Source organism: Skermanella sp. (assembly GCF_059503625.1).
In genome coordinates this window covers 1-18667 of record NZ_JCACHA010000587.1, presented here as the reverse complement: position 1 = coordinate 18667, position 18667 = coordinate 1, and the positions used below count along the sequence as shown (strand labels likewise).

18 protein-coding genes and 1 pseudogene are annotated in these 18667 nt (G+C 64.8%); 14 read left to right on the top strand and 5 right to left on the bottom strand.

Going from position 1 to position 18667, the window contains the following annotated elements; translation table 11 throughout:
* Positions 1–132 precede the first annotated feature (132 nt).
* Genes AC5JJ6_RS14915 through AC5JJ6_RS14905 form a run of 3 tightly spaced genes read right to left on the bottom strand, consistent with a single transcriptional unit; the run spans position 133 to position 2912 of the window.
* Positions 133–1182: an SDR family oxidoreductase gene (locus AC5JJ6_RS14915; RefSeq protein ID WP_496042806.1), complete on the bottom strand. Its 1050-nt coding sequence runs from the start codon at positions 1180–1182 to the stop codon at positions 133–135.
* A gap of 27 nt (positions 1183–1209) precedes the next feature.
* Positions 1210–1554: an AtuA-related protein gene (locus AC5JJ6_RS14910; RefSeq protein WP_496042805.1), complete on the bottom strand. Its 345-nt coding sequence runs from the start codon at positions 1552–1554 to the stop codon at positions 1210–1212.
* A 5-nt stretch (positions 1555–1559) separates the two neighbouring features.
* On the bottom strand, positions 1560–2912 hold the full coding sequence (locus tag AC5JJ6_RS14905; protein WP_496042804.1) for an acyclic terpene utilization AtuA family protein: 1353 nt from the start codon (positions 2910–2912) through the stop codon (positions 1560–1562).
* Positions 2913–3205: 293 nt separating this feature from the next.
* Between AC5JJ6_RS14905 and AC5JJ6_RS14900 the strand changes: the two genes are divergently transcribed.
* From AC5JJ6_RS14900 to AC5JJ6_RS14840, 13 genes and pseudogenes are all read left to right on the top strand, one after another.
* A complete protein-coding gene (locus AC5JJ6_RS14900; protein WP_496042803.1) occupies positions 3206–4402 on the top strand; it encodes an ABC transporter substrate-binding protein in 1197 nt (398 codons plus the stop codon).
* Positions 4403–4437: 35 nt separating this feature from the next.
* Positions 4438–5298 (top strand): branched-chain amino acid ABC transporter permease, encoded by an 861-nt coding sequence (locus AC5JJ6_RS14895; RefSeq protein ID WP_496042802.1) that lies wholly within the window; start codon positions 4438–4440, stop codon positions 5296–5298.
* Positions 5295–6308 (top strand): branched-chain amino acid ABC transporter permease, encoded by a 1014-nt coding sequence (locus tag AC5JJ6_RS14890; RefSeq protein ID WP_496042801.1) that lies wholly within the window; start codon positions 5295–5297, stop codon positions 6306–6308. Before AC5JJ6_RS14895 ends, AC5JJ6_RS14890 begins: the two co-directional genes overlap by 4 nt.
* Positions 6305–7060 carry an ABC transporter ATP-binding protein gene (locus AC5JJ6_RS14885; RefSeq protein ID WP_496042800.1) on the top strand — a complete coding sequence of 252 codons (756 nt, stop codon included), beginning with the start codon at positions 6305–6307 and terminating at the stop codon, positions 7058–7060. Before AC5JJ6_RS14890 ends, AC5JJ6_RS14885 begins: the two co-directional genes overlap by 4 nt.
* 4 nt (positions 7061–7064) lie before the next feature.
* Positions 7065–7805 carry an ABC transporter ATP-binding protein gene (locus AC5JJ6_RS14880; RefSeq protein WP_496042799.1) on the top strand — a complete coding sequence of 247 codons (741 nt, stop codon included), beginning with the start codon at positions 7065–7067 and terminating at the stop codon, positions 7803–7805.
* Positions 7806–7835: 30 nt separating this feature from the next.
* Complete coding sequence (locus AC5JJ6_RS14875; protein ID WP_496042798.1) at positions 7836–8891, top strand: cyclase family protein; 1056 nt, start codon at positions 7836–7838, stop codon at positions 8889–8891.
* Between the two features lie 10 nt (positions 8892–8901).
* Positions 8902–9711: an IclR family transcriptional regulator gene (locus AC5JJ6_RS14870; RefSeq protein ID WP_496042797.1), complete on the top strand. Its 810-nt coding sequence runs from the start codon at positions 8902–8904 to the stop codon at positions 9709–9711.
* Positions 9708–10844, top strand: a complete 1137-nt coding sequence (locus tag AC5JJ6_RS14865; protein WP_496042796.1) for a thiolase family protein — start codon at positions 9708–9710, stop codon at positions 10842–10844. Before AC5JJ6_RS14870 ends, AC5JJ6_RS14865 begins: the two co-directional genes overlap by 4 nt.
* The gene (locus AC5JJ6_RS14860; RefSeq protein WP_496042795.1) at positions 10841–11212 is read left to right on the top strand and encodes a Zn-ribbon domain-containing OB-fold protein; all 372 of its coding nucleotides are present in this window, start codon (positions 10841–10843) and stop codon (positions 11210–11212) included. The genes AC5JJ6_RS14865 and AC5JJ6_RS14860 overlap by 4 nt, the downstream gene beginning before the upstream one ends.
* A 9-nt stretch (positions 11213–11221) precedes the next feature.
* Positions 11222–13354 (top strand): acetate--CoA ligase family protein, encoded by a 2133-nt coding sequence (locus tag AC5JJ6_RS14855; protein ID WP_496042794.1) that lies wholly within the window; start codon positions 11222–11224, stop codon positions 13352–13354.
* Position 13355: 1 nt separating this feature from the next.
* Complete coding sequence (locus AC5JJ6_RS14850) at positions 13356–14336, top strand: tripartite tricarboxylate transporter substrate binding protein (protein ID WP_496042793.1); 981 nt, start codon at positions 13356–13358, stop codon at positions 14334–14336.
* 631 nt (positions 14337–14967) lie between these two features.
* Positions 14968–15429 (top strand): transposase, encoded by a 462-nt coding sequence (locus tag AC5JJ6_RS14845; protein WP_496042792.1) that lies wholly within the window; start codon positions 14968–14970, stop codon positions 15427–15429.
* Positions 15426–15809, top strand: a pseudogene (locus AC5JJ6_RS14840) (IS1595 family transposase); the annotation flags it as partial. The gene AC5JJ6_RS14845 and the pseudogene AC5JJ6_RS14840, both read left to right, overlap by 4 nt.
* A gap of 72 nt (positions 15810–15881) precedes the next feature.
* Here AC5JJ6_RS14840 and AC5JJ6_RS14835 read toward each other — a convergent pair.
* Together AC5JJ6_RS14835 and AC5JJ6_RS14830 are read right to left on the bottom strand one after the other, a co-directional pair.
* Positions 15882–17246 carry a DUF4158 domain-containing protein gene (locus tag AC5JJ6_RS14835; RefSeq protein ID WP_496042791.1) on the bottom strand — a complete coding sequence of 455 codons (1365 nt, stop codon included), beginning with the start codon at positions 17244–17246 and terminating at the stop codon, positions 15882–15884.
* Between the two features lie 7 nt (positions 17247–17253).
* Positions 17254–17772 (bottom strand): recombinase family protein, encoded by a 519-nt coding sequence (locus AC5JJ6_RS14830; RefSeq protein WP_496042790.1) that lies wholly within the window; start codon positions 17770–17772, stop codon positions 17254–17256.
* 232 nt (positions 17773–18004) lie between these two features.
* Between AC5JJ6_RS14830 and AC5JJ6_RS14825 the strand changes: the two genes are divergently transcribed.
* Positions 18005–18667 (top strand): DUF2254 family protein (locus tag AC5JJ6_RS14825; RefSeq protein ID WP_496042789.1); only part of this gene is annotated, 663 nt, incomplete at its 3' end.

The window sequence follows — 18667 nt, the reverse complement described above, 5'->3', positions numbered from 1 at the left end:
TGCCTTGCCACCAAGCCGTCCCAGACCCGCTCGTGGACCGCCATTTGCTCGACCATCGCCCGCCCGATGATTCCCAGGGCGTCGGCGATCAGGATTTTTTTTGGAGGCATGGTCCGGTCTCCCACTCCAGCGTTACGGAATCATCCTCATCTCCCGCAGGCGATCGAAGAGGCGGGTGAACATCTCTTCGTCCTCCACGACATCGTGGAAGCCGAAGCGGCGGATCTTGGTCGTCTCGGAAATGCTGTCCCAGTGCTGGTGGAACTGCATGTCGCCGAACTTCCAGGAGACGATCTCATCGAACTTGTGCGGCTTTAGATCGTGCTTCCGCACGATTTCGTCCCAGACGGGACCTTTGTCCGCCATCGCATCGACCAGCCGCAAAGTCTGGAGCGGCGCCTCCTCCATTCCGAAATATTCGGCGAAGTACCGCCACATATGCTGCCAGCGGAAGAGGCCACCATTGGTGACGTTGAAGACTTGCGCCGAGCAGCGCGGCTCGGTCGCGGCCCAGACCGCCGCCCGGCCGAGCAGTTCGGCATCGACCATCTGCTGAAGCGCACTAAAGCAGCCGGGATTGCCGGGGAAACGCAGCGGCAAGCCGAGTTCCTTGGAAATCGTGGCATAGACCGCGATTGCCGAGACAAGGTTCATCGGCGTGTTTACGGCGATGCCGCAGATCGTGCGCGGCCGCAGCGCCGACCAGCTCCACGACTTGCCCTTGCTGCGCTCGGCAAGGAAATCCTGCTGGTCGTAATAGAAGTTGGGTGGCATGTGGCGCGGGTCGGTTTCCCGCGCCGGCGTCTTGTAGGGACCGAGATGGGTGCCGTACGCCTTGGTGCCCTGCATCAGGTTGACGTGTTCCAATCCTGGCGCCACCCGCTCGATGACCTCGACGGTGTTGCGCAGCATCGCGAGGTTGGGCGCCACCTCCTCCGCCGGGTTCGGCCGCTCCATATAGGCGGCGAAGAAGATATGCGTGACGCCGGTCAGGTCGCTCAGCTTGGCTTCCGCATCGGTCCTGTCCGCCAGATCGACCGAGATGTGGTGCGCGGCACCCGGTTCTTCCGGTCGGCGACGCGAAAGTGTCGTTATCTTCCAGTCGGGAGATTGGGAAAGGGCCGCGACGATGCCGCGGCCAGCAACTCCCAGTCCTCCAACCACGAGCGCATGGTTGGTCATGATGCCCTCCGTTCGAGTACCCTACGGTCAAAGGCCGCGCAGCTGGTTGGCAAGGCGGTCCGGGACTTCGAGTTCGAAACCGAGGATTGCGGCGGACAGCGCCTTGCCGTAGTTGTCGAGGCAGAGGCTGCGCGAGACGCCGCCCCCCAAGGCGCCCTGGGCCACGAAGTTGAGCGCCCACAGGTGGTCCACCGCGTAGCGGTCCACCGGACCTTTGATGGCGCCGCCGTAATAGGCCTTGAACCGCTCGGCGGTCAGCTGCTCCTTGAGCAGCGGATAAAGGTCCTCGCTATAGGCGATGGCCATGATGTTGGAGGTGTTGCCCTTGTCTCCTGATCGGACATGGGCGACATGCTGCAATTGGACACGCATGGCGGTCAGCTCTCGTAGATGGCTATGCTGGACTGGACCTTCTCGCGCGGCACCAACGACGACCAGACGCCGATGATCTCGCGGGTCCGGTCCTGGTGAGGCACGCGCTTGCCGGTCATGGCTATGCCGGAAACGGCCATGCCATCGACCTCTCGTCCGACCTTGACCGCTTCCGCACGGGTCTTCGTGCGGGCGGCGACGCGGACGGCGATCTCGTAGGGTTCCGGCAGGTCCTTCGGCGTCGCGTCGCCATGGATCGCGTTGAGGCCGAGGAAGTCGATGCGGACCTCCTCCGCGTTGAGACCGACGATCTTGAAGCGCTCCTCCAGGATCTGCTTGGCGAGCTTGGCCCGCCGCAGGGCGCCCGGCCCGGCGTAGAAGAACATGTCTTCGCCGATGAAGCCTTCCATGCAGCCGATCGAGACCTTCAGCGTCGGTGTGCGCGGCTTGCCGCCGATCCCCGTCACTCGGACCCGGTCGGGGCCGATTTCTTCCAGTTGGGTGGTGGTGAAATCGACCACGACGTCGGGGGTCAGGTAATTGGCCGGGTCGTGGACCTCGTAGAACATCTGCTCCTTGACGGTCATCAGGTTGACGGCGCCGCCGGTCCCCGGAAGCTTGGTGATGACGGCGGAGCCGTCCTCCTCGACCTCGATGATCGGGAAGCCCAGGTTCCACGGCTCGGGCATGTCCTTGAAGCCCGGATCGGGAAAATAGCCGCCGGTCACCTGCGACCCGCATTCCATCAGGTGGCCCAGGCCGATGCCCCGGCCGAGCCTGACATGGTCGTGCGGGTCCCAGCCGAACTCATGCATCATCGGCGCCATGAACAGCGACGGGTCGGCGACGCGGCCGGTGATGACGATCTGGGCGCCCTGGCGCAGGGCCTCGACGATCGGTTCGGCTCCGAGATAGGCTTCGGCCGAGACGAGGCTGTCCTTAAGCGTCGAGGTCGGCTTGCCGTTCTCCAGGATCGTGTCCGTCAGGTCGAGCACGCGGTCGGTGATGACGCTGCCGGAAACGGCGGCGACCTTGACGCCATGGGAACCCAGTTCACGGAGCCAATGGGTGACACGCTGTGCCGCCCCATCCGGATTGATCCAGCCCTGGTTGCTGATGATCTTGGTGCCGCGCTTGATGCATCCGGGAAGGACCGCCTGCATGCGGTCGTCCAGATAGGTGTCGTAGCCGGGAAAATCTGGATCGCGCCGCGCCCGGACCTGGGCTGCCGAAACGGTCGCCTCCGCCATCGTCTCGAAGCAGAGATAATCCAGGTCGCCGTGCTCGGCGTTAAGCCTTGCGGGTTCGACCCTGTCGCCCCACCAGGCCGAGCCGGAACCGATCCGGAGCCTCTTCATGGCATGTCTCCCATGTTGTCCGCCTCTTCTGGGCTGTCGTTGCCCGCCACCGCCAAGCTACCGCGTCATCCGAACCCAGTAGTTCCATAAGATGGAACATATGCCTTCTCAGAAAACCGGGTGACTAAGCTGTACAGGCACGGGAAGCCAATGTTGTACACGGAAAATTTTAAAATCAAGGTTCTTTCACGCCAGACAATTGTTCCATTCATCGGAATCGTAACTTGACAGTAAGGGCGAGTGGGGGTGAGAGTTACGGCCAGAGAAGATAAAAAAAGCATCCGGGAGGAAACATGAAAGAGCGAATGCTTCGCGTGGGAGTCCTGCGTGCTCTAGTAGCGGCTGGCGCACTCGCCGCATCGGGCCTCATCTCGCAGACGGCACTGGCGGAAGAGCCGATCAAGATCGGCTGGCTGTCGTCGCTCACCGGCCCGCTCTCATCCGCGGCGGTGGCCGAAAACCAGGGCGTGCAGTACGCGGTCGAGGAGATCAACAAGGCAGGCGGCATCAACGGCCGGCAGATCGAGCTTCTGACGCGCGACACCGCCGGCGATCCTACCAAAGCCGTCAACTTCGCCCAGCAGCTGCTGTTCCGCGACAAGGTCAACTTCATCATCGGTCCGGTCAATTCGGGCGAGTCCCTGGCGACCGGACCAATCGCCGCGAAGGCCGGCGTCCCGAACATCGTCATCGGCAGCATTGATGAACTTACCGATTCGAAGAAGTTCCCGCTGGCATTCCGTGCGATCAACACGAATACCCAGTGGATCAAGTCGGCCAACGACTACGCGCTCGACGTCCTCAAGCGCAAGAAGGTGGCGGTGATCGGCGACACCAGCGGCTACGGCACCTCCAGCGCCAAGACCGCCGCCGAACTGCTGAAGAAAGCCGGGGTGGAACCGGTCTACTCGGCACTGGTCGACCCCAACAAGACCGATCTGAGCGACGAGATCAACAAGGCGCGTGCGGCGGGTGCCGATGTGCTGATGCCGTGGTCGGCCGCCACCGGGTTGCTGGGGCGACTGCTCAACACGCGCGGCGACATGCAGTGGGACGTGCCGGTCGTCGGCCACCCCGCCCTGATGGCGCTGCCGATCAAGGAACTGCTAAACAAGCCGGAATATTGGGACGGCGTTTATGCGGCCGGCTATGTCAGCACGACCTACGGCACGGACGGCAAGCTGCCGGAGCGGACGCAGGCGCTGATGGAGGCGATGCGATCCAAGCTGGGCGGTGAAATCAACTTCACCTTCTGGTGGGTGGCGCTCGGCTACGACACGGTCAAGGTGATCGAGCATGCAGTGAAGAAGGCGGGGTCGACCGATCCGAAGGCCTTCCAGGCGGCGATGGAGAGCACGACTGGACTGGACGGCGTCTATGCGACCTATAGTTGGGGTCCCGACCAGCGCAACGGCTTCCCGGATTCAGGCATGGTCGTGAACCGTGCCAATACTTTCAAAGATGGCAGTTTCGAGCTGGCTCCGCAGTAATCGCACTCTTTGAAACTCCCGTCCGGGAAGATATCATGCTTCTTGTCATCGTTTCCGGCCTTGCGGTCGGCGCGCTCTATGCCGCCACCGCCCTCGTCTACAACGTCATGTTCTCCACGTCGAAGGTGCTGAGTGTCACGACCGGCCATCTCTGCATGCTGGGCGGGGTGTTCGGAGCGTGGCTGGTGTCGGACCTCGGCGTCCCTTCGGTGCTTGGCCTGGCGGGTGCGGCGCTGGTCGGCGGCGCCTTCGGCTTCCTGACGGAAATCGTGGCGATCCGGCGCGTCCTTTCCCGCCCGGTCGAGCATCTGTGGCTGCTGACCACGCTCGCCATGGCGACGATGGTCCAGCAGGCGGTCGGACTGTGGTGGGGCACCGAGCCCCGCCCCTTCCCGCGTCTGATACCGCAGGATTTCTCGGCCGGAGTGATGGACCAGAAGTACTGGCTGCCGATCGTCACCGTCATCGTCATGGTGGTCGGGTTGGAGTTCTTCTATCGACGCACGATGTACGGCAAGGTCTTCGTCGCCATGTCGGAAGACGTCTTCGCGGCGCAGGCGCGGGGCATCGCCACCAGCCGCGTCAGGAGCCTTTCCTATGTCATCGCCGGAGCGCTCGGGGCGGTGGCGGGCTTCGCCGCCGGACAGCTGACCTTCGCCTTCTTCGCGGTCGGCCACGGCCTGACCCTGTACGGCTTCATAGCGCTCGCCGCCGGTGGGCTGGGCAGCAATGTCGGTGCGCTGGTCGGCGGCCTGGCGCTCGGCCTGTTCAGCACCTTCGCCACGTATTTCTTCGGCGGCGAATATCAGCAGACCATCGCGGTCGGCCTGCTGATCGTCGTCCTGCTGCTCAAGCCCGAAGGCATCTTCGGCCAGCGACAGGTGCGCGCGGTATGACGAACACCCGCTCTTCGGCCGGCTCCGCCGGCCTTCTCGCCGGCGGCGTGGCGCTCGCCACCCTGCCCTTCTGGGTCGGCGACTTCTATCAGCTGCATCTGGCGCAGCTCATCGGGGTCTACTGGATACTGATCGTCGGCCTCAACCTGGTGGTCGGCTTCACCGGGCAGCTTTCGATCGGCCATGTCGGGCTGCTCGCCATCGGCGCCTATACCTTCGCTTTCCTGGCCGGAACGCATGAACTGAACCCCTTGTTCGCCATCGCGGTAGCGGGAGTCATCGGCGGGTTGTGCGGCCTGCTGCTCGGCCTGCCCTCGCTCCGGCTTCCCGGATTCTACTTCGCCATGACGACCATGGCCTTTTCGCTGATCGTGACCGAACTGACGCTGGCGCAGGACGAGATCACTGGTGGCGGCATCGGTCTTGCCGTACCGGGAGTGAGCGCGCCGTTCGACACCCCGGACGGCCTGTACTGGCTGATCCTGATCGTCGGCGGGCTTATCACGTGGCTGACCTGGAACGTGTCGCGCTGCATGTGGGGGCGGTCGCTGATCGCGATCCGCGACAGCGAGATCACCGCCATGGCGGTCGGCATCTCGCTGTTCCGCGCCAAGCTGATCGTCTTCGTCTTCAGCGGCGTTACCGCCGGCGTCGCCGGCGCGCTGTTCGCCTCCCTGCAAAGCTACATCACGCCCGATACCTTCGTGTTCGAGCTGGGGCTGTTCTTCTTCGTCTGCATCATCATCGGCGGGCGCGGCAGCATCCTGGGGCCGTTCATCGGGACCATCATCCTGACGGCGCTGCCGGAACTGGTGGCGCCGCTGGCGAAGCTGGGCAACTTCTTCTACGGGCTGACGCTGCTGGCCGTCGTGCTGCTGATCCCCGAAGGGCTGCAACGGCTGTTCGAGGTCCTGGCCGAGAAGCTGCGGCCCCGGCGGATCGAGAGCCACGTCGTAACGCCCGACCTGACGCGGCTGGCCGCTGCAATCCGGGAGGGGCAAAGCTCGTGACAGCCTTGCACGTGACCGACGTCACCAAATCGTTCGGCGGCCTGACCGCCCTGGATCAGGTCTCGCTGGAATTGCTCCCCGGCGAGGTCCACGGCCTGATCGGTCCCAACGGCAGCGGCAAGACGACGCTGCTCAACCTTCTTTCCGGCTACTACGATCCGACCAGGGGCGAGATCCGACTGGACGGCGAGGACCTGTCCCGGACGCGCGTGCAGCACAGGGCACGGCTCGGCATCGCGCGCACGTTCCAGAAGCCCCGGCTGCTCGGGACGATGACCGTGCTCGACAACGCGATGCTGGGCGCCTGGCGCGATGTCGGATCGAACTTCCTCGGCACCGCCCTGTCGCTCGGGCGCACCAGACGGGAGGAGCGGGAGTTCGCCCGGCGCGCCGGCGAGTTGCTGATGGGCGTCGGGCTCGGCCATGCCGTCCACCGCCGCGCCGATCTGCTCGAACACGCGGAACAGCGTTTCCTGGAGATCGCCCGCGCGCTTGCGATGCGACCGAAGTTCATCATGCTCGACGAACCGGCGGGGGGCCTGACCGCGCTGGAGACCGAGCATCTCGGCAAGATCATCCAGGTCATGCGGGATGCCGGGCTGGGCGTCCTGCTGGTCGAGCACCACACGGATTTCGTCTTCCGCATCTGTGACCGGGTCACCACGCTGGACCTCGGCAAGGTCATCAAGCGGGGAACGCCCGACGAGGTCCGAAAGGACCCCGAGGTCATCCGCGTGTATCTCGGAGCCTGACGCCATGCATGACATGATCCCGACCCGACCGGCCCAAACCCTGCTGAAGGTCACCGACCTTCATGTCGCCTACGGCAAGGCGGAAGTCGTGCATGGCGCTTCGTTCGTCGTCCCGGCCGGCAGGCTGGTCGTGCTGCTCGGCCGCAACGGCGCCGGCAAAAGCACCATGCTCCACGCCATCTCCAGCCTGATATCGAAGAAGGGCGGCAAGATCGAGTTCGACGGCCAGGACATCACGGCGAGCGGCCCGATCGAGATCGTCCGCGCCGGGGTCGTCCAGGTTCTCCAGGGCCACCGGGTCTTCCACAGCCTCACCGTGGAAGACAACCTGCTGATCGGTACCTTCGCCCGGAACCCGCGCGGAGACCGATCGAAGCTGGAGCGGGTCTACGCCCTGTTTCCGGAGCTGAAGGAAAAGCGCCATCAGGCGGCAAGCCGGCTGAGCGGCGGGCAGCAGCAGATCCTTGCGGTCGGCCAGGGCATCGTCGGAGATCCCCGGCTGCTCATCCTGGACGAACCCTCGCTCGGGCTGGCCCCGATCATCATCAACCGCATCCTGGATGTCGCTACGGAACTCTGCCGCGAGGGCATGGCGGTCCTGCTGGTCGAGCAACTGGTCGAGAAGGCCCTTCAGCACGCCCATCACTGCTACCTGGTAGAGACCGGCCGTATCGCCTGGGACGGCACGCCGGAAGAACTGCGCGGCGGCGACATGCTGCACCGCGTCTATCTGGGCGGCGGCTGAAGCCGAAGAATTCACGGGAGGAATAACGAAATGACGACATCACAACGCTGGAAGAACCGGCCCGAGGGTTCCAACTGGGGCGATTTCGGTCCCGACGATCAAATCGGCCGCCTCAATCTCCTGACGCCCGAGAAGGTCCGGCAGGGCGTCGCGGAGGTCCGCGAGGGGCTGGCCTTCTGCCTGAGCCTGCCGCTCGACTATCCCGGCGGCAACATCCTCAACCCGCGCCGCCATCCGCCGGCGCTGCGGCCGACGGTGCGCAACGGCCGGCCGAACATGAACTACCGGCTCGGCGACGACGATCCCGATGTGACCGACGTGATCTGCGACGATCTCGTCATCCTGCACACCCAGTATTCGACCCAGTGGGACAGTCTGGCCCATGTCGGCCAGCTTTTCGACGCCGACGGCGACGGCAAAGCGGAAGCACTCTACTACAACGGCTTCCGCCCGGACGAGCATGTCAGGGGGCCGAGCGATCCGAAGGATGCCGGCGGCACCGGCATCGCGGAGGCGCGCAGCACGTCGGAGGCGCAGGCGCTCGGGATCGAGAAGATGGCGGAAACCTGCGTCCAGGGGCGCGGCGTCCTGATCGACCTGCATGCGCGCGTCGGCCGCGAGCGGGTAGCGGTCGGCTACGATCTGCTGATGTCCATCATGGAAGCCGACGGCGTCGAAGTCGAAAGCGGCGACATGGTCTGCCTGCACACCGGCTTCGGGAAGCTTCTGCTGGAAATGGGCAGGAAACCGGACCCAGCGAGCATGACCAACGCCTGTGCGGTGCTGAACGGCCGGGACGGCCGCCTGCTGAACTGGATCACCGACAGCGGACTGGCGGCGCTGATCGCCGACAACTACGCCGTCGAAGGGCATCCGGCGGTGAACCATTCCGGCTGCTGCGCGTCGCTGCCGCTGCACGAGCACTGCCTGTTCAAGCTGGGCATCCATCTGGGCGAGTTGTGGCTGTTGACGCCCCTGGCGGACTGGCTACGGTCGCGGAAACGCCATCGTTTCCTTCTAACGGCGCCGCCTCTGCGGCTGCCGGGTGCCGTCGGATCGCCCGCGACACCGGTGGCGACAGTCTGATGGGAAGATCATGCCGATTACATCGTCGCCGCTCAATGCCATCCAGAAAGCGTGCGGCATCCTTCGCGCGCTGTCGGCCAAGGCCCCCTTGCGCCTCAGCGAGATCACCGCTGCGGCGGGGCTGAACAAGGTGACGACGCTCCGCATTCTCGACACGCTGGTCCAGGAAGGCTTCGTCCGCCGTCTCGACGACGAAGCCTCCTATGTGCTCGGGCCGGAAATCCAGGCGATGATTGCACCACTCCAGCAACCCTCGGATATCCGGGAGATGGCGCGGCCCAGTCTGGTGCGGCTCGCCACCCTGTCGGAAGACACGGTCCTGCTGTCGGTCCGCAGCGGCAATGAAGCGGTCTGTATAGACCGCGAGGTCGGCAGCTTTCCGATCCGGGCGAACTACCTGGATTTCGGAAGCCGGCGTCCGCTGGGCGTCGGCGCCGGCTCGCTGGCGCTGCTCGCTTGGGCCCAGGACCGGGAAATTGACGCGATCCTGGAGGCCCTTGCGCCCCAGTTGAAGTCCTATCCGAGACTGACGCCGGAAATCATCAAGGCCGAGGTCGCGACGGCGCGCGAACAGGGCTACACGCTGCTCTGCGACAAGGTCGTGGACGGAATGGCCGCGATCGGAATTCCAGTCTTCCAGGGTTCCAACCGTGTCCCGATGGCAGCCATCAGCATCGCGGCGCTCAGCGACCGCATCAGGACACGGGTCCCGGAACTGCTCGACGGACTGCGGCGTGAAGCCGAATTCATCGCCCGCGCGTTCGACCTGCCCGCAACCCGCGCACCATCTAGACCATCCCAGCGGAGGAAAGCCAAGTGAGCTGGATAACCGGCGTCGGCCTGACACCCTATGGCCGGCTCGAAGGACGCTCCACCGTCGACCTGATGAGCGAGGCCGCGACTGCGGCGCTCGCCGACGCGGGGCTGGAGCGACGCGACATCGACGGCCTGATCTGCGGCTACTCGACCACCCTGCCCCACCTGATGCTCTCGACGGTGTTCGCCGAGCATTTCGGCCTTCACCCCCACTACGCCCACGCGATACAACTCGGCGGAGCCACCGGCTGCGCCATGGGGATGCTGGCGCATCTTCTCGTCGAGAGCGGTGTCGCGAAGAACATCCTGGTCGTCGCGGGAGAGAACCGGCTGACGGGGCAGACCCGCGACGCGGCGATCCAGACCCTGGCCCAGGTCGGGCATCCTGTCTACGAGGTCCCGCTGGGACCGACGATCCCGGCCTATTACGGCCTCGTCGCGTCGCGCTACATGCACGAGCACGGCGTAACCGAGGAGGATCTGGCAGAGCTTGCGGTGCTGATGCGCCGCCATGCGCTGATGCATCCCGGCGCGCAGTTCAAGCAGGCGATCACCGTCGCCGACGTCATGGCTTCCAAGCCCATCGCGGCGCCGCTGAAGATCCTGGACTGCTGCCCGGTCTCGGACGGCGGCGCGGCGTTCGTCGTCAGCCGGGAGCGGACCGGCGACGCCGGCGTCCGGATCATCGGCGCCGGTCAGGCGCACACCCATCAGCACATCAGCGCCGCACCCAGCCTGACGCGGTTCGGCGCCGCAGAATCGGTCGAGCGCGCCCGGACGGCAGCCGGGGTCGAACTTCGCGATGTCCGCTACGCCGCGATCTACGACAGCTTCACCATCACGCTGACGATCCTTTTGGAAGAGATCGGCCTGTGCGGCCGCGGCGAGGCGGGGTCCCGCGCCAGGGACGGCTACTTCGATCATGATGGCGAATTGCCGCTCAACACCCATGGCGGTCTGCTCTCCTACGGCCATTGCGGCGTCGCGGGCGCCATGGCCCACCTTGTCGAGGCGCATCGTCAGATGACCGGCCGCGCGGGGTCCCGGCAGGCGAAGGATGCTTCGCTGACCCTGCTGCACGGCGACGGCGGTGTCCTTTCCTCCCATGCCAGCCTGTTTCTGGAGCGTGTCCGATGAACCCTGAAACCAGGAACGAAACGGCGGACTGGACGCGCGGCGGCGAGGCCGTCGTCTACCAGACCTGCGCCGATTGCGGCACGGCCTGGTATTTCCGCCGCGAATTCTGCCCGACCTGCGGCGGCGCCCATGTCGCCGACCGGCAAGCCTCCGGCCGGGGGACCGTCCATGCCGCCAGCCTCGTGACGCGGGCGCCGTCGGAAGACCTGCGTGCGCTGGCTCCGTACCTGATCGTCCTGGTCGATGCCGAGGAAGGCTTTCGCATGATGGCGCATGGCGACAAGAGCCTGAAGATCGGCGATCCGGTGACGGTCCGTTTCGTCCGCTTCGCCGACCGCCTTCTCCCCTATTTCGATCCCAGCACCTGAAGGGGCGTCATGCCTGACAGCAGTCTCAAGGCCGTCCTTGATCCGAAATCGATCGCGATCATCGGAGCGTCCGACAACCCGAACAAGATTGGCGGCCGTCCGCTCGTCTATCTGTCCCGCTTCGGCTATCGCGGGAAAGTCTATCCGATCAACCCCAAGCGTACCGAGACGCTTGGTTACAAGACCTATCCGGCGCTGAAGGATCTCCCGGAAATTCCCGAGGTCGCCATCGTCGCCGTTCCGGGCGACGCAGCTCTGGCGGCGGTCGACGAGTGCGCCGACCTCGGCGTCAAGGCGGTCGTGCTGATGAGTTCCGGCTTCGGCGAGAGCGATCCCGTCGGCGGCAAGGAGAAGGAGCGCCGGATGGTCGAGCGGGCGCGTGCCAAGGGCACGCGCATCATCGGCCCGAATTCCCAGGGTCTCGCCAATTTCGGCACCGGCGCGATCCTGAGCTTCTCGACCATGTATCTGGAGGCGGAACCGGCGGACGGCCCGATCGCGGTGCTGAGCCAGAGCGGTGCCATGGCCGTCGTGCCCTATGGCCTGCTGCGGCAGCGCGGCATCGGCGTGCGGCACTCGCACGCGACCGGCAACGACTGCGACGTCACGGTGTCGGAGCTTGCGGCGGCCGTCGTCCAGGACCCCGAGGTCAAGCTGCTGCTGCTCTACCTGGAGAGCATCCCCGATCCCGAAAACCTGGCGGAGGTGGCGCGGATCGCCCGCGAGCGCGACCTGCCGGTGATAGCGCTGAAGTCGGGACGCACCGCCGCCGGTCAGGCGGCGGCCAGTTCGCACACCGGAGCACTCGCCAACGAGGACCGCGTCGTCGACGCCTTCCTGGAGCACCATGGCATCTGGCGGGTCCGCGACACCGCCGGGCTGGTCGATGCCGCCGAGCTTTACCTGAAGGGCTGGCGGCCCAAGGGGCGGCGGCTGGTCGCCATCAGCAATTCCGGCGCCGTCTGCGTGATGTCGGCGGATGCCGCTTCCATGGCGGGGATGCCCCTGGCAAAGCTTGCCGCCGAAACCAGGGCCGAACTTGGGCGCATCCTGCCGAGCTTCGCCACGACAACCAACCCGGTCGACATTACGGCGGCACTGCTGACCAACAGCCGCCTGTTCGGCGATATCCTGCCGGTCATCGCGAAGGACCCGGCGGCCGATGCCTTCGTCATCGGCGTGCCGGTGGCGGGCGTCGGCTACGATGTCGATGCCTTCGCCCGCGATACCGCGACCTTCGCGGCCCTCACTGGCAAGCCGCTGGTCGTGGCGGCGCCGCAGCCGAATGTCATGGCGCGGTTCAAGGCAGAGGGGCTGCCGGTGTTCACCACCGAGACCCAGGCGGTCGATGCGCTGAACCAGTACATTTCGCACCTTGAACTGATGGAGCGCGCCAAGACGCACCGCGCCAACGCTCCCTTCGTCGCCAAGCCCCGGGATCGTGCCGCCTCATCCTCCAGCCCGGTCATGCTCAACGAGGCGGACAGTCTCGCCCTTGCCCAATCGCACGGGCTTCCCGTCGTGGCGCACCGGCTTTGCCGTTCTGCCGAGGAATGCGTCGAAGCGCTTCAGGCCATCGGCGGCCCCGTCGCGGTCAAGGGATGCTCGGCCGACATCGCACATAAATCGGAGCTAGGCCTTGTCCGCCTCGGCCTGGGGACGGCGGAGGAGGTGACCGACGCCTGGCAGGAGATGGAGCGGATCATCCGCGACAGCGGCAACCGTTTCGACGGCGTCATTGTCGCCGCAATGCGCAAAGGACGGCGCGAGATGATCATCGGCGCGCATCGCGACCCGGTCTTCGGCCCGGTGGTCATGGTCGGCGACGGCGGCAAATACGTCGAGGCGCTGCCCGACCTTCGGTTGCTGCTGCCGCCCTTCTCGGCGGACGAAGTCGCGGAAGCGCTGGCGCGCCTGCGGATAGCCCCGGTTCTGGGGGGAGTGCGCGGCGAGCCTCCGATGGACCTCGCGGCCTTGTCGGAAGCGGTCGCCGCCGTCGGTCGGCTGATGGTGGACCCCGCCGCCAATATCGTCAGCCTCGACCTCAATCCGGTGCTGGTCGGGAGCGCCGGCGAAGGGTGCGCCATCGTGGACGCCGTGATTTTCCGCGAAAGCGCCAACGATGTTAAGGGAGAAAAGTGACATGCTGACACGTAGGGATTTTCTGGGCGCCACCGCCGCCGGACTGGTCGTTGCCGGTACAGGCGGCGCAGCGTCGGCGCAGTCCGGGTATCCGACCAAGCCGATCCGCCTTATCGTGCCCTATCCGCCGGGCGGTTCGACCGATATCGCCGCCAGGGTCGTCGGAGAGCAGATTGCCCAGTCGCTCGGCCAGCGGTTCGTCGTCGATAACCGGCCGGGCGCCGGCGGGAACATCGGCATGCAGCTTGCCGCCACCTCCGACCCGGACGGCTACACCCTCGTCGTCGGTACCACCGCCCACGCGATCAACATGACGCTGTTCAAGGACCTGTCCTACGACACGGTAAAGGACTTCGAGCCGATCGCCTTGCTGACCGAAGTTCCCCTGATGCTGGTCGTAAACCCGTCCGTCAAGGCGCAGACGGTCGCCGACCTGATAGCGCTGGCCAAGCAGGAGCCGGGCAGCCTGGACGTCGCAAGCTCCGGCAACGGCCAGTCGACCCATCTTGCCGCCGAACTGTTCAACGCCATGGCCGGCGTCAAGATGACCCACATCCCCTACAAGGGAAGCGCTCCCGCCATCACCGATGTCGTGGCCGGTCATGTGCAGCTGATGTTCGACACCGTCATGTCGGCATTGCCCCATGTCCAGGCGGGCAAGCTGCGCGCGCTCGCCGTCACCAGCGCCAAGCGCGCTCCGGTCGTCCCGGACGTTCCGACCATCGCCGAAGCTGCCCTGCTCGGCTACGAGGCGATAGCCTGGAACGGCCTGTTCGCCCCCGTCGGCACGCCGCGCGCCATCATCGATCAACTCAATGCCGAAACCGTCAAAGCGATCCAATCGGACAAGGTGAAGGAACAGTTCGCCAGCATGGGGGCTACGGCGCGGCCGACCACGCCCGGCGAGTTCGCAAGCTATGTCCGGAATGAGGTTACCAAGTGGGCGAAGGTCGTGAACGAGTCCGGAGCCAGGATCGAGTGATCGTTTCAGAAACCGTTTGCAGACCGGCCGCCTCGCAACGGCGGGATCGAAGCCGGGATGAGGTCTTTCGTGAATCGACAGTTGACCAGATGAAAAACGAGTTCGATCTTCCCCGGCGAAACGAGGGACCCGTAGCTCGATAAGCCATATGCGGTCTAAGACTAAAATCCCCCCGCAGTGTCAGGAGGAATACTTCCTGACACTGCCACTCATCAACTTAGCGCAAAGAAAAACCCGATGGTTACTGTATGACTTTCAGGTGAACGCGCGACGAAGCTAGGAACGCTCTCTCCTTAAAGGAAAATTTTAGCTCTACAAGCTAAGATATTGATTTTGATGGTGTTTTCAACCATCTCTTTGATCGGCCCTACGGCTGGAAGATGCCGCGAAATCCTCTCCCAGGGTTTCTGAAAACATATATCTATTTTCTAGCTGTCATTCCAAGTAAAGAGTTATTAATTCATTGAAGACAAAACATCTTACGTATCAGGTGTATTTGGTTTTGGCTCTTCCTGAGTTTCGGGGTGGTGGAGGTTTGGGCGTGATGAGGTGCGCGGAGATTGGTTGAGGGGAGACCTTTCCATCGATCCCGGTGCTTCTCATGTCCTTGTCATCCCTGGTGAACCTCTCGTTGCTGATCGACGACGCGAAATGCTACGAGGTGGTGCGCCAGCATCGCTGGCCCGAGGGCGTCCGCTGCCCGCACTGTGACAGCGCCTCGGTGGCACGCCACGGGCATGACGACACGCAGCGGCATCGGCAGCGCTATCGGTGCAGGCAGTGCCAGAGCCGCTTCGATGATCTGACTGGCACTGTCTTGGCCGGACGTCACCAACCGCTTCGGTTCTGGCTGCTGTGCCTTTACTTCCTGGGGCTCAACCTGTCGAACCGGCAGATCGCCCACGAACTGGATCTGAACGAGGACGATGTCCAGGCCATGACCGAACAGTTGCGCTCTGGCCTCGTCGCCAAGATGCCGACCGTGAGGCTGGAGGGCACGGTCGAGGCTGATGAGGTTTATGTCGTCGCCGGGCACAAGGGCAATCCGGCCGCCGTCGCGAAAAAAATCGGTCTGGACGGCGCCGTCGCCTGAAAGGCGCGCCCGGTCGGGGCACGCTGGAGAAGGAGAAGCCACCGATCCTCGGCCTGATCCAGCGCGGCGGTGAGGTGGTCCTTCACATGCTGGCCAACGTTCAGCAGACAACTATCCGCCCAATCATCGAAGGTGTGGTCGCCCCGGGTTCATGCATCCACACGGACGAATATTCGACCTATGCCCGCCTGACGGCCTGGGGCTACGAGCACAGAACGGTGTGCCATGGGCGCGGCGAATACGCCCGCGACGAGGATGGCGACGGCTTCTGTGAAGTTCACGTCAATACCCTCGAAGGGTTCTGGTCGTTGCTACGCTCCTGGCTGCGCCCGCACCGCGGCATTTCCCAAGAGAAGCTGCCCGTCTACCTGGGCTTCTTTTAATTCGTCCACAATACCCGCCAGCGCGGCAAAGCCCTGCTCGGTGCCCTCGTTGCCGCCCTGGTCGCATGATCAAACCGCTACCACCCCGAAACCCAGAAAGAGCCCCCAGGATTTCGGTACGAAGTCGGTGGGCCATTGTACGCTTCGTGCGTCGCCGTCCTCGACCTTGCGAAGGTGACGCAGCGCCTTCAGCACCGGTTGGCCAGCCGGCATCGCACCCAGACCGACCACGCGCACGAAGTCCGGCAGGAAACGTCGGATGCGGCGGTGTTGCGCCAGCAACTCGTCGAAGTAGGGATCGTCCGGCGGGCGGGTGAGGCTGTCCACTTGGGCCATGGCCGTTTCCAGGGCGGCCTGGGGCACGGTCGCGAACACCGCCACCCGGAGATCGGCGTCGGTGACGGCGCCATCGAGCACCAGGCCGCAGACCTTGCTCAGGGTGAGCGCGGCGGCGTCGAGATCGCGCAGACCGCGCAATCGCGCCTCTCGGCCCTTGCGGACCGCATCGACGAACATCCGGGTGACGAGCAGGTCGAACAGATCGAGCACATCGTCCTGCGCGCTCGCCTCCAGCGCACGGATGAACGCCAGTAGGGTGGCGGCGCGACGCTCATCCGGCAGCCGGGCGACCGCTTGGGCCCTGGCGGCACCGGCGAACCGCGCCAGCGCCAGGACACGGATCTTCGGCAGTCGGTCGGTAGGCGGCAGACCGGCCGCGCACTGCCGCACCTCGTCAAGGCGCTCGATCGCGCGCACCAGTTCATTGATGCTTTGCACAGTCGGCCCCGATCGAAGCCGGTCCATCGGGCTCTGTCGTCCGCCTTCCGGTACCACCAGCAGGGCGTCGAGCCGCGCCTTCTGCTCGGGCATGATCCGGGTTGCCAGCAGGCGCCACAGGCGGCTGCTGGTGCGGGACCGCACCCGTGCGATGGTCCGTTCGAGCACGCTTGCTCCCGGCAGCAGCACCTTGTGCGCCACCAGCCAAGCCGTTGCCCGGTCGAACAGAGCGGTCGGCCGGTCCGTTCCCGTCCAGCACAGCGCATAGAGCCAGCGCAGGAGCCGCCATTGCGCGGCAGGCTCGGCGAACTCGCGATAGCCATAGACGTGCCGAATTTCCGCTGCGTGGCTCCAGCGTGCCTTTCCTTCGCGATAGCGGCCAAGGCACGCTGAATCGGCGACGCCGATCTGTCGCGCCAGGGTGGCGACAACCTCCGTCGGCACCTCGGTCGGATCGGCGAGAAAGGTGCCGAGGAACCGCACCGTGCCGAGTTGCACGGCGAAACCAAGGCGCATGTGATCCCACCGTCGGCGCCCGATCATCGCAAGATCGGCGTCATCGAGATGGAAATGGCGATCGAGCTGTTCCCTGGTGGGAACGTCGTCGAAGCGTCCGTACCGGCGCTCCTGCTCGTTCGTCAGAAAGCTGACCGGCATTCCAGGATCACCGAGTTGAGCCGGGGCCGGTCCAACCGACGCGGACCAGCGCGTCAATGAGCGTGCTGCGAGGGATGCCGAAGGTGCGACAGACCGCCGCCTTGCTGGTGCCATCGTCAAGGGCGGCAACGACCGCGTCTAGTTTTTCAGGCTCGATGGCAAGAGGCCGTCCACCATGCCGGCCTCGCCGCCGAGCCGCTGCAAGTCCCGCTTGCACTCGTTCTCGGGTCAAGGCACGCTCGTACTGGGCAAGTGCCCCGAAGATATGGAACAGAAGCTCTCCATGCGGTGTGTTCGTGTCCATGCCTTCCGTCACCGACCGGAACGCGACGCCGCCGTCGCGCAAGCTGGTCACGATGTCAAGCAGGTGGGGCAACGAGCGGCCGAGACGGTCGAGTTTCCACACGACGAGCGTGTCGCCGGGCTTCAGGAAGTCGAGGCAGCTCTTGAGGCCGGGACGGTCGTCGCGCACGCCCGATGCCTTGTCCTCGAACAGATGGCGGGCATCAACGCCGGCAGCGATCAAGGCAGGGGCAACGCATGAACCTACTTCTAGATGCAGGAGGCAAATTTAACCGCGGCCAGCGGGATCACGTGAGTGCGATTCCTACTTCAGAATTTTGACAGCCTCATGCGTTATTCCGGTCATGGTCACTCTATGGTTGGACCGGGGTCGGCGAATAGGAATCCAGAGGGCCATCACCCTCATAAGCCTGTTCCCTAGGCGACGCAGTCGCTCCGCCACAGAAGGACCAGGAATGTACGAGAGGCTATTCAACATCTGGGACAAGGTCCATACCAGTCTCTGGCTGGTTCCAACGGTGATGGTCCTTCTCGCCGTAGCGCTCAGGTGGGCAGCTTATCAGGTGGACGGAGCCTTCTCGGACGAGGAGGCGCTGCGGACGTGGTGGTTGCACAGTGGAAGTGGCGACGACGCCCGGAACCTGCTCTCAACACTCGTGGCCGCTCTGATCACGATGGCGAGCGTGATGTTCTCGATCACGATGGTGGTCCTGTCGCTGGCCGCGAACCAGTACGGCTCTCGCCTAGTGCGCACCTACATGGCCGACCCTCGCACGCAGGCGGCGCTCGGCACCTTCGTCATGACCATCGTGTACTGCCTGCTGGTCCTGCGCACGATCGAGAAGGACATGCCCTCGGCGGCAGTGCCCCATATCTCAGTCACTCTTGGTATGGCGCTGGCGTTCGTCTGCATTCTGGTGCTGTTGTTCTTTCTGCACGCTGTCGCCCGCTCAATCATCGCCGAGACCGTCATCCACCGCGTGGCCGGTGACCTCGAGAACAGCGTCCGCCGGATGCTCCCGGCCGCCGATAGCAAATCAGCCAGGCAGGCTCCGGAAAATGTCCTGCCGGATGATTTCGACATTCGTGCGGGCGTGGTCATTGCCAGTAACGAAGGC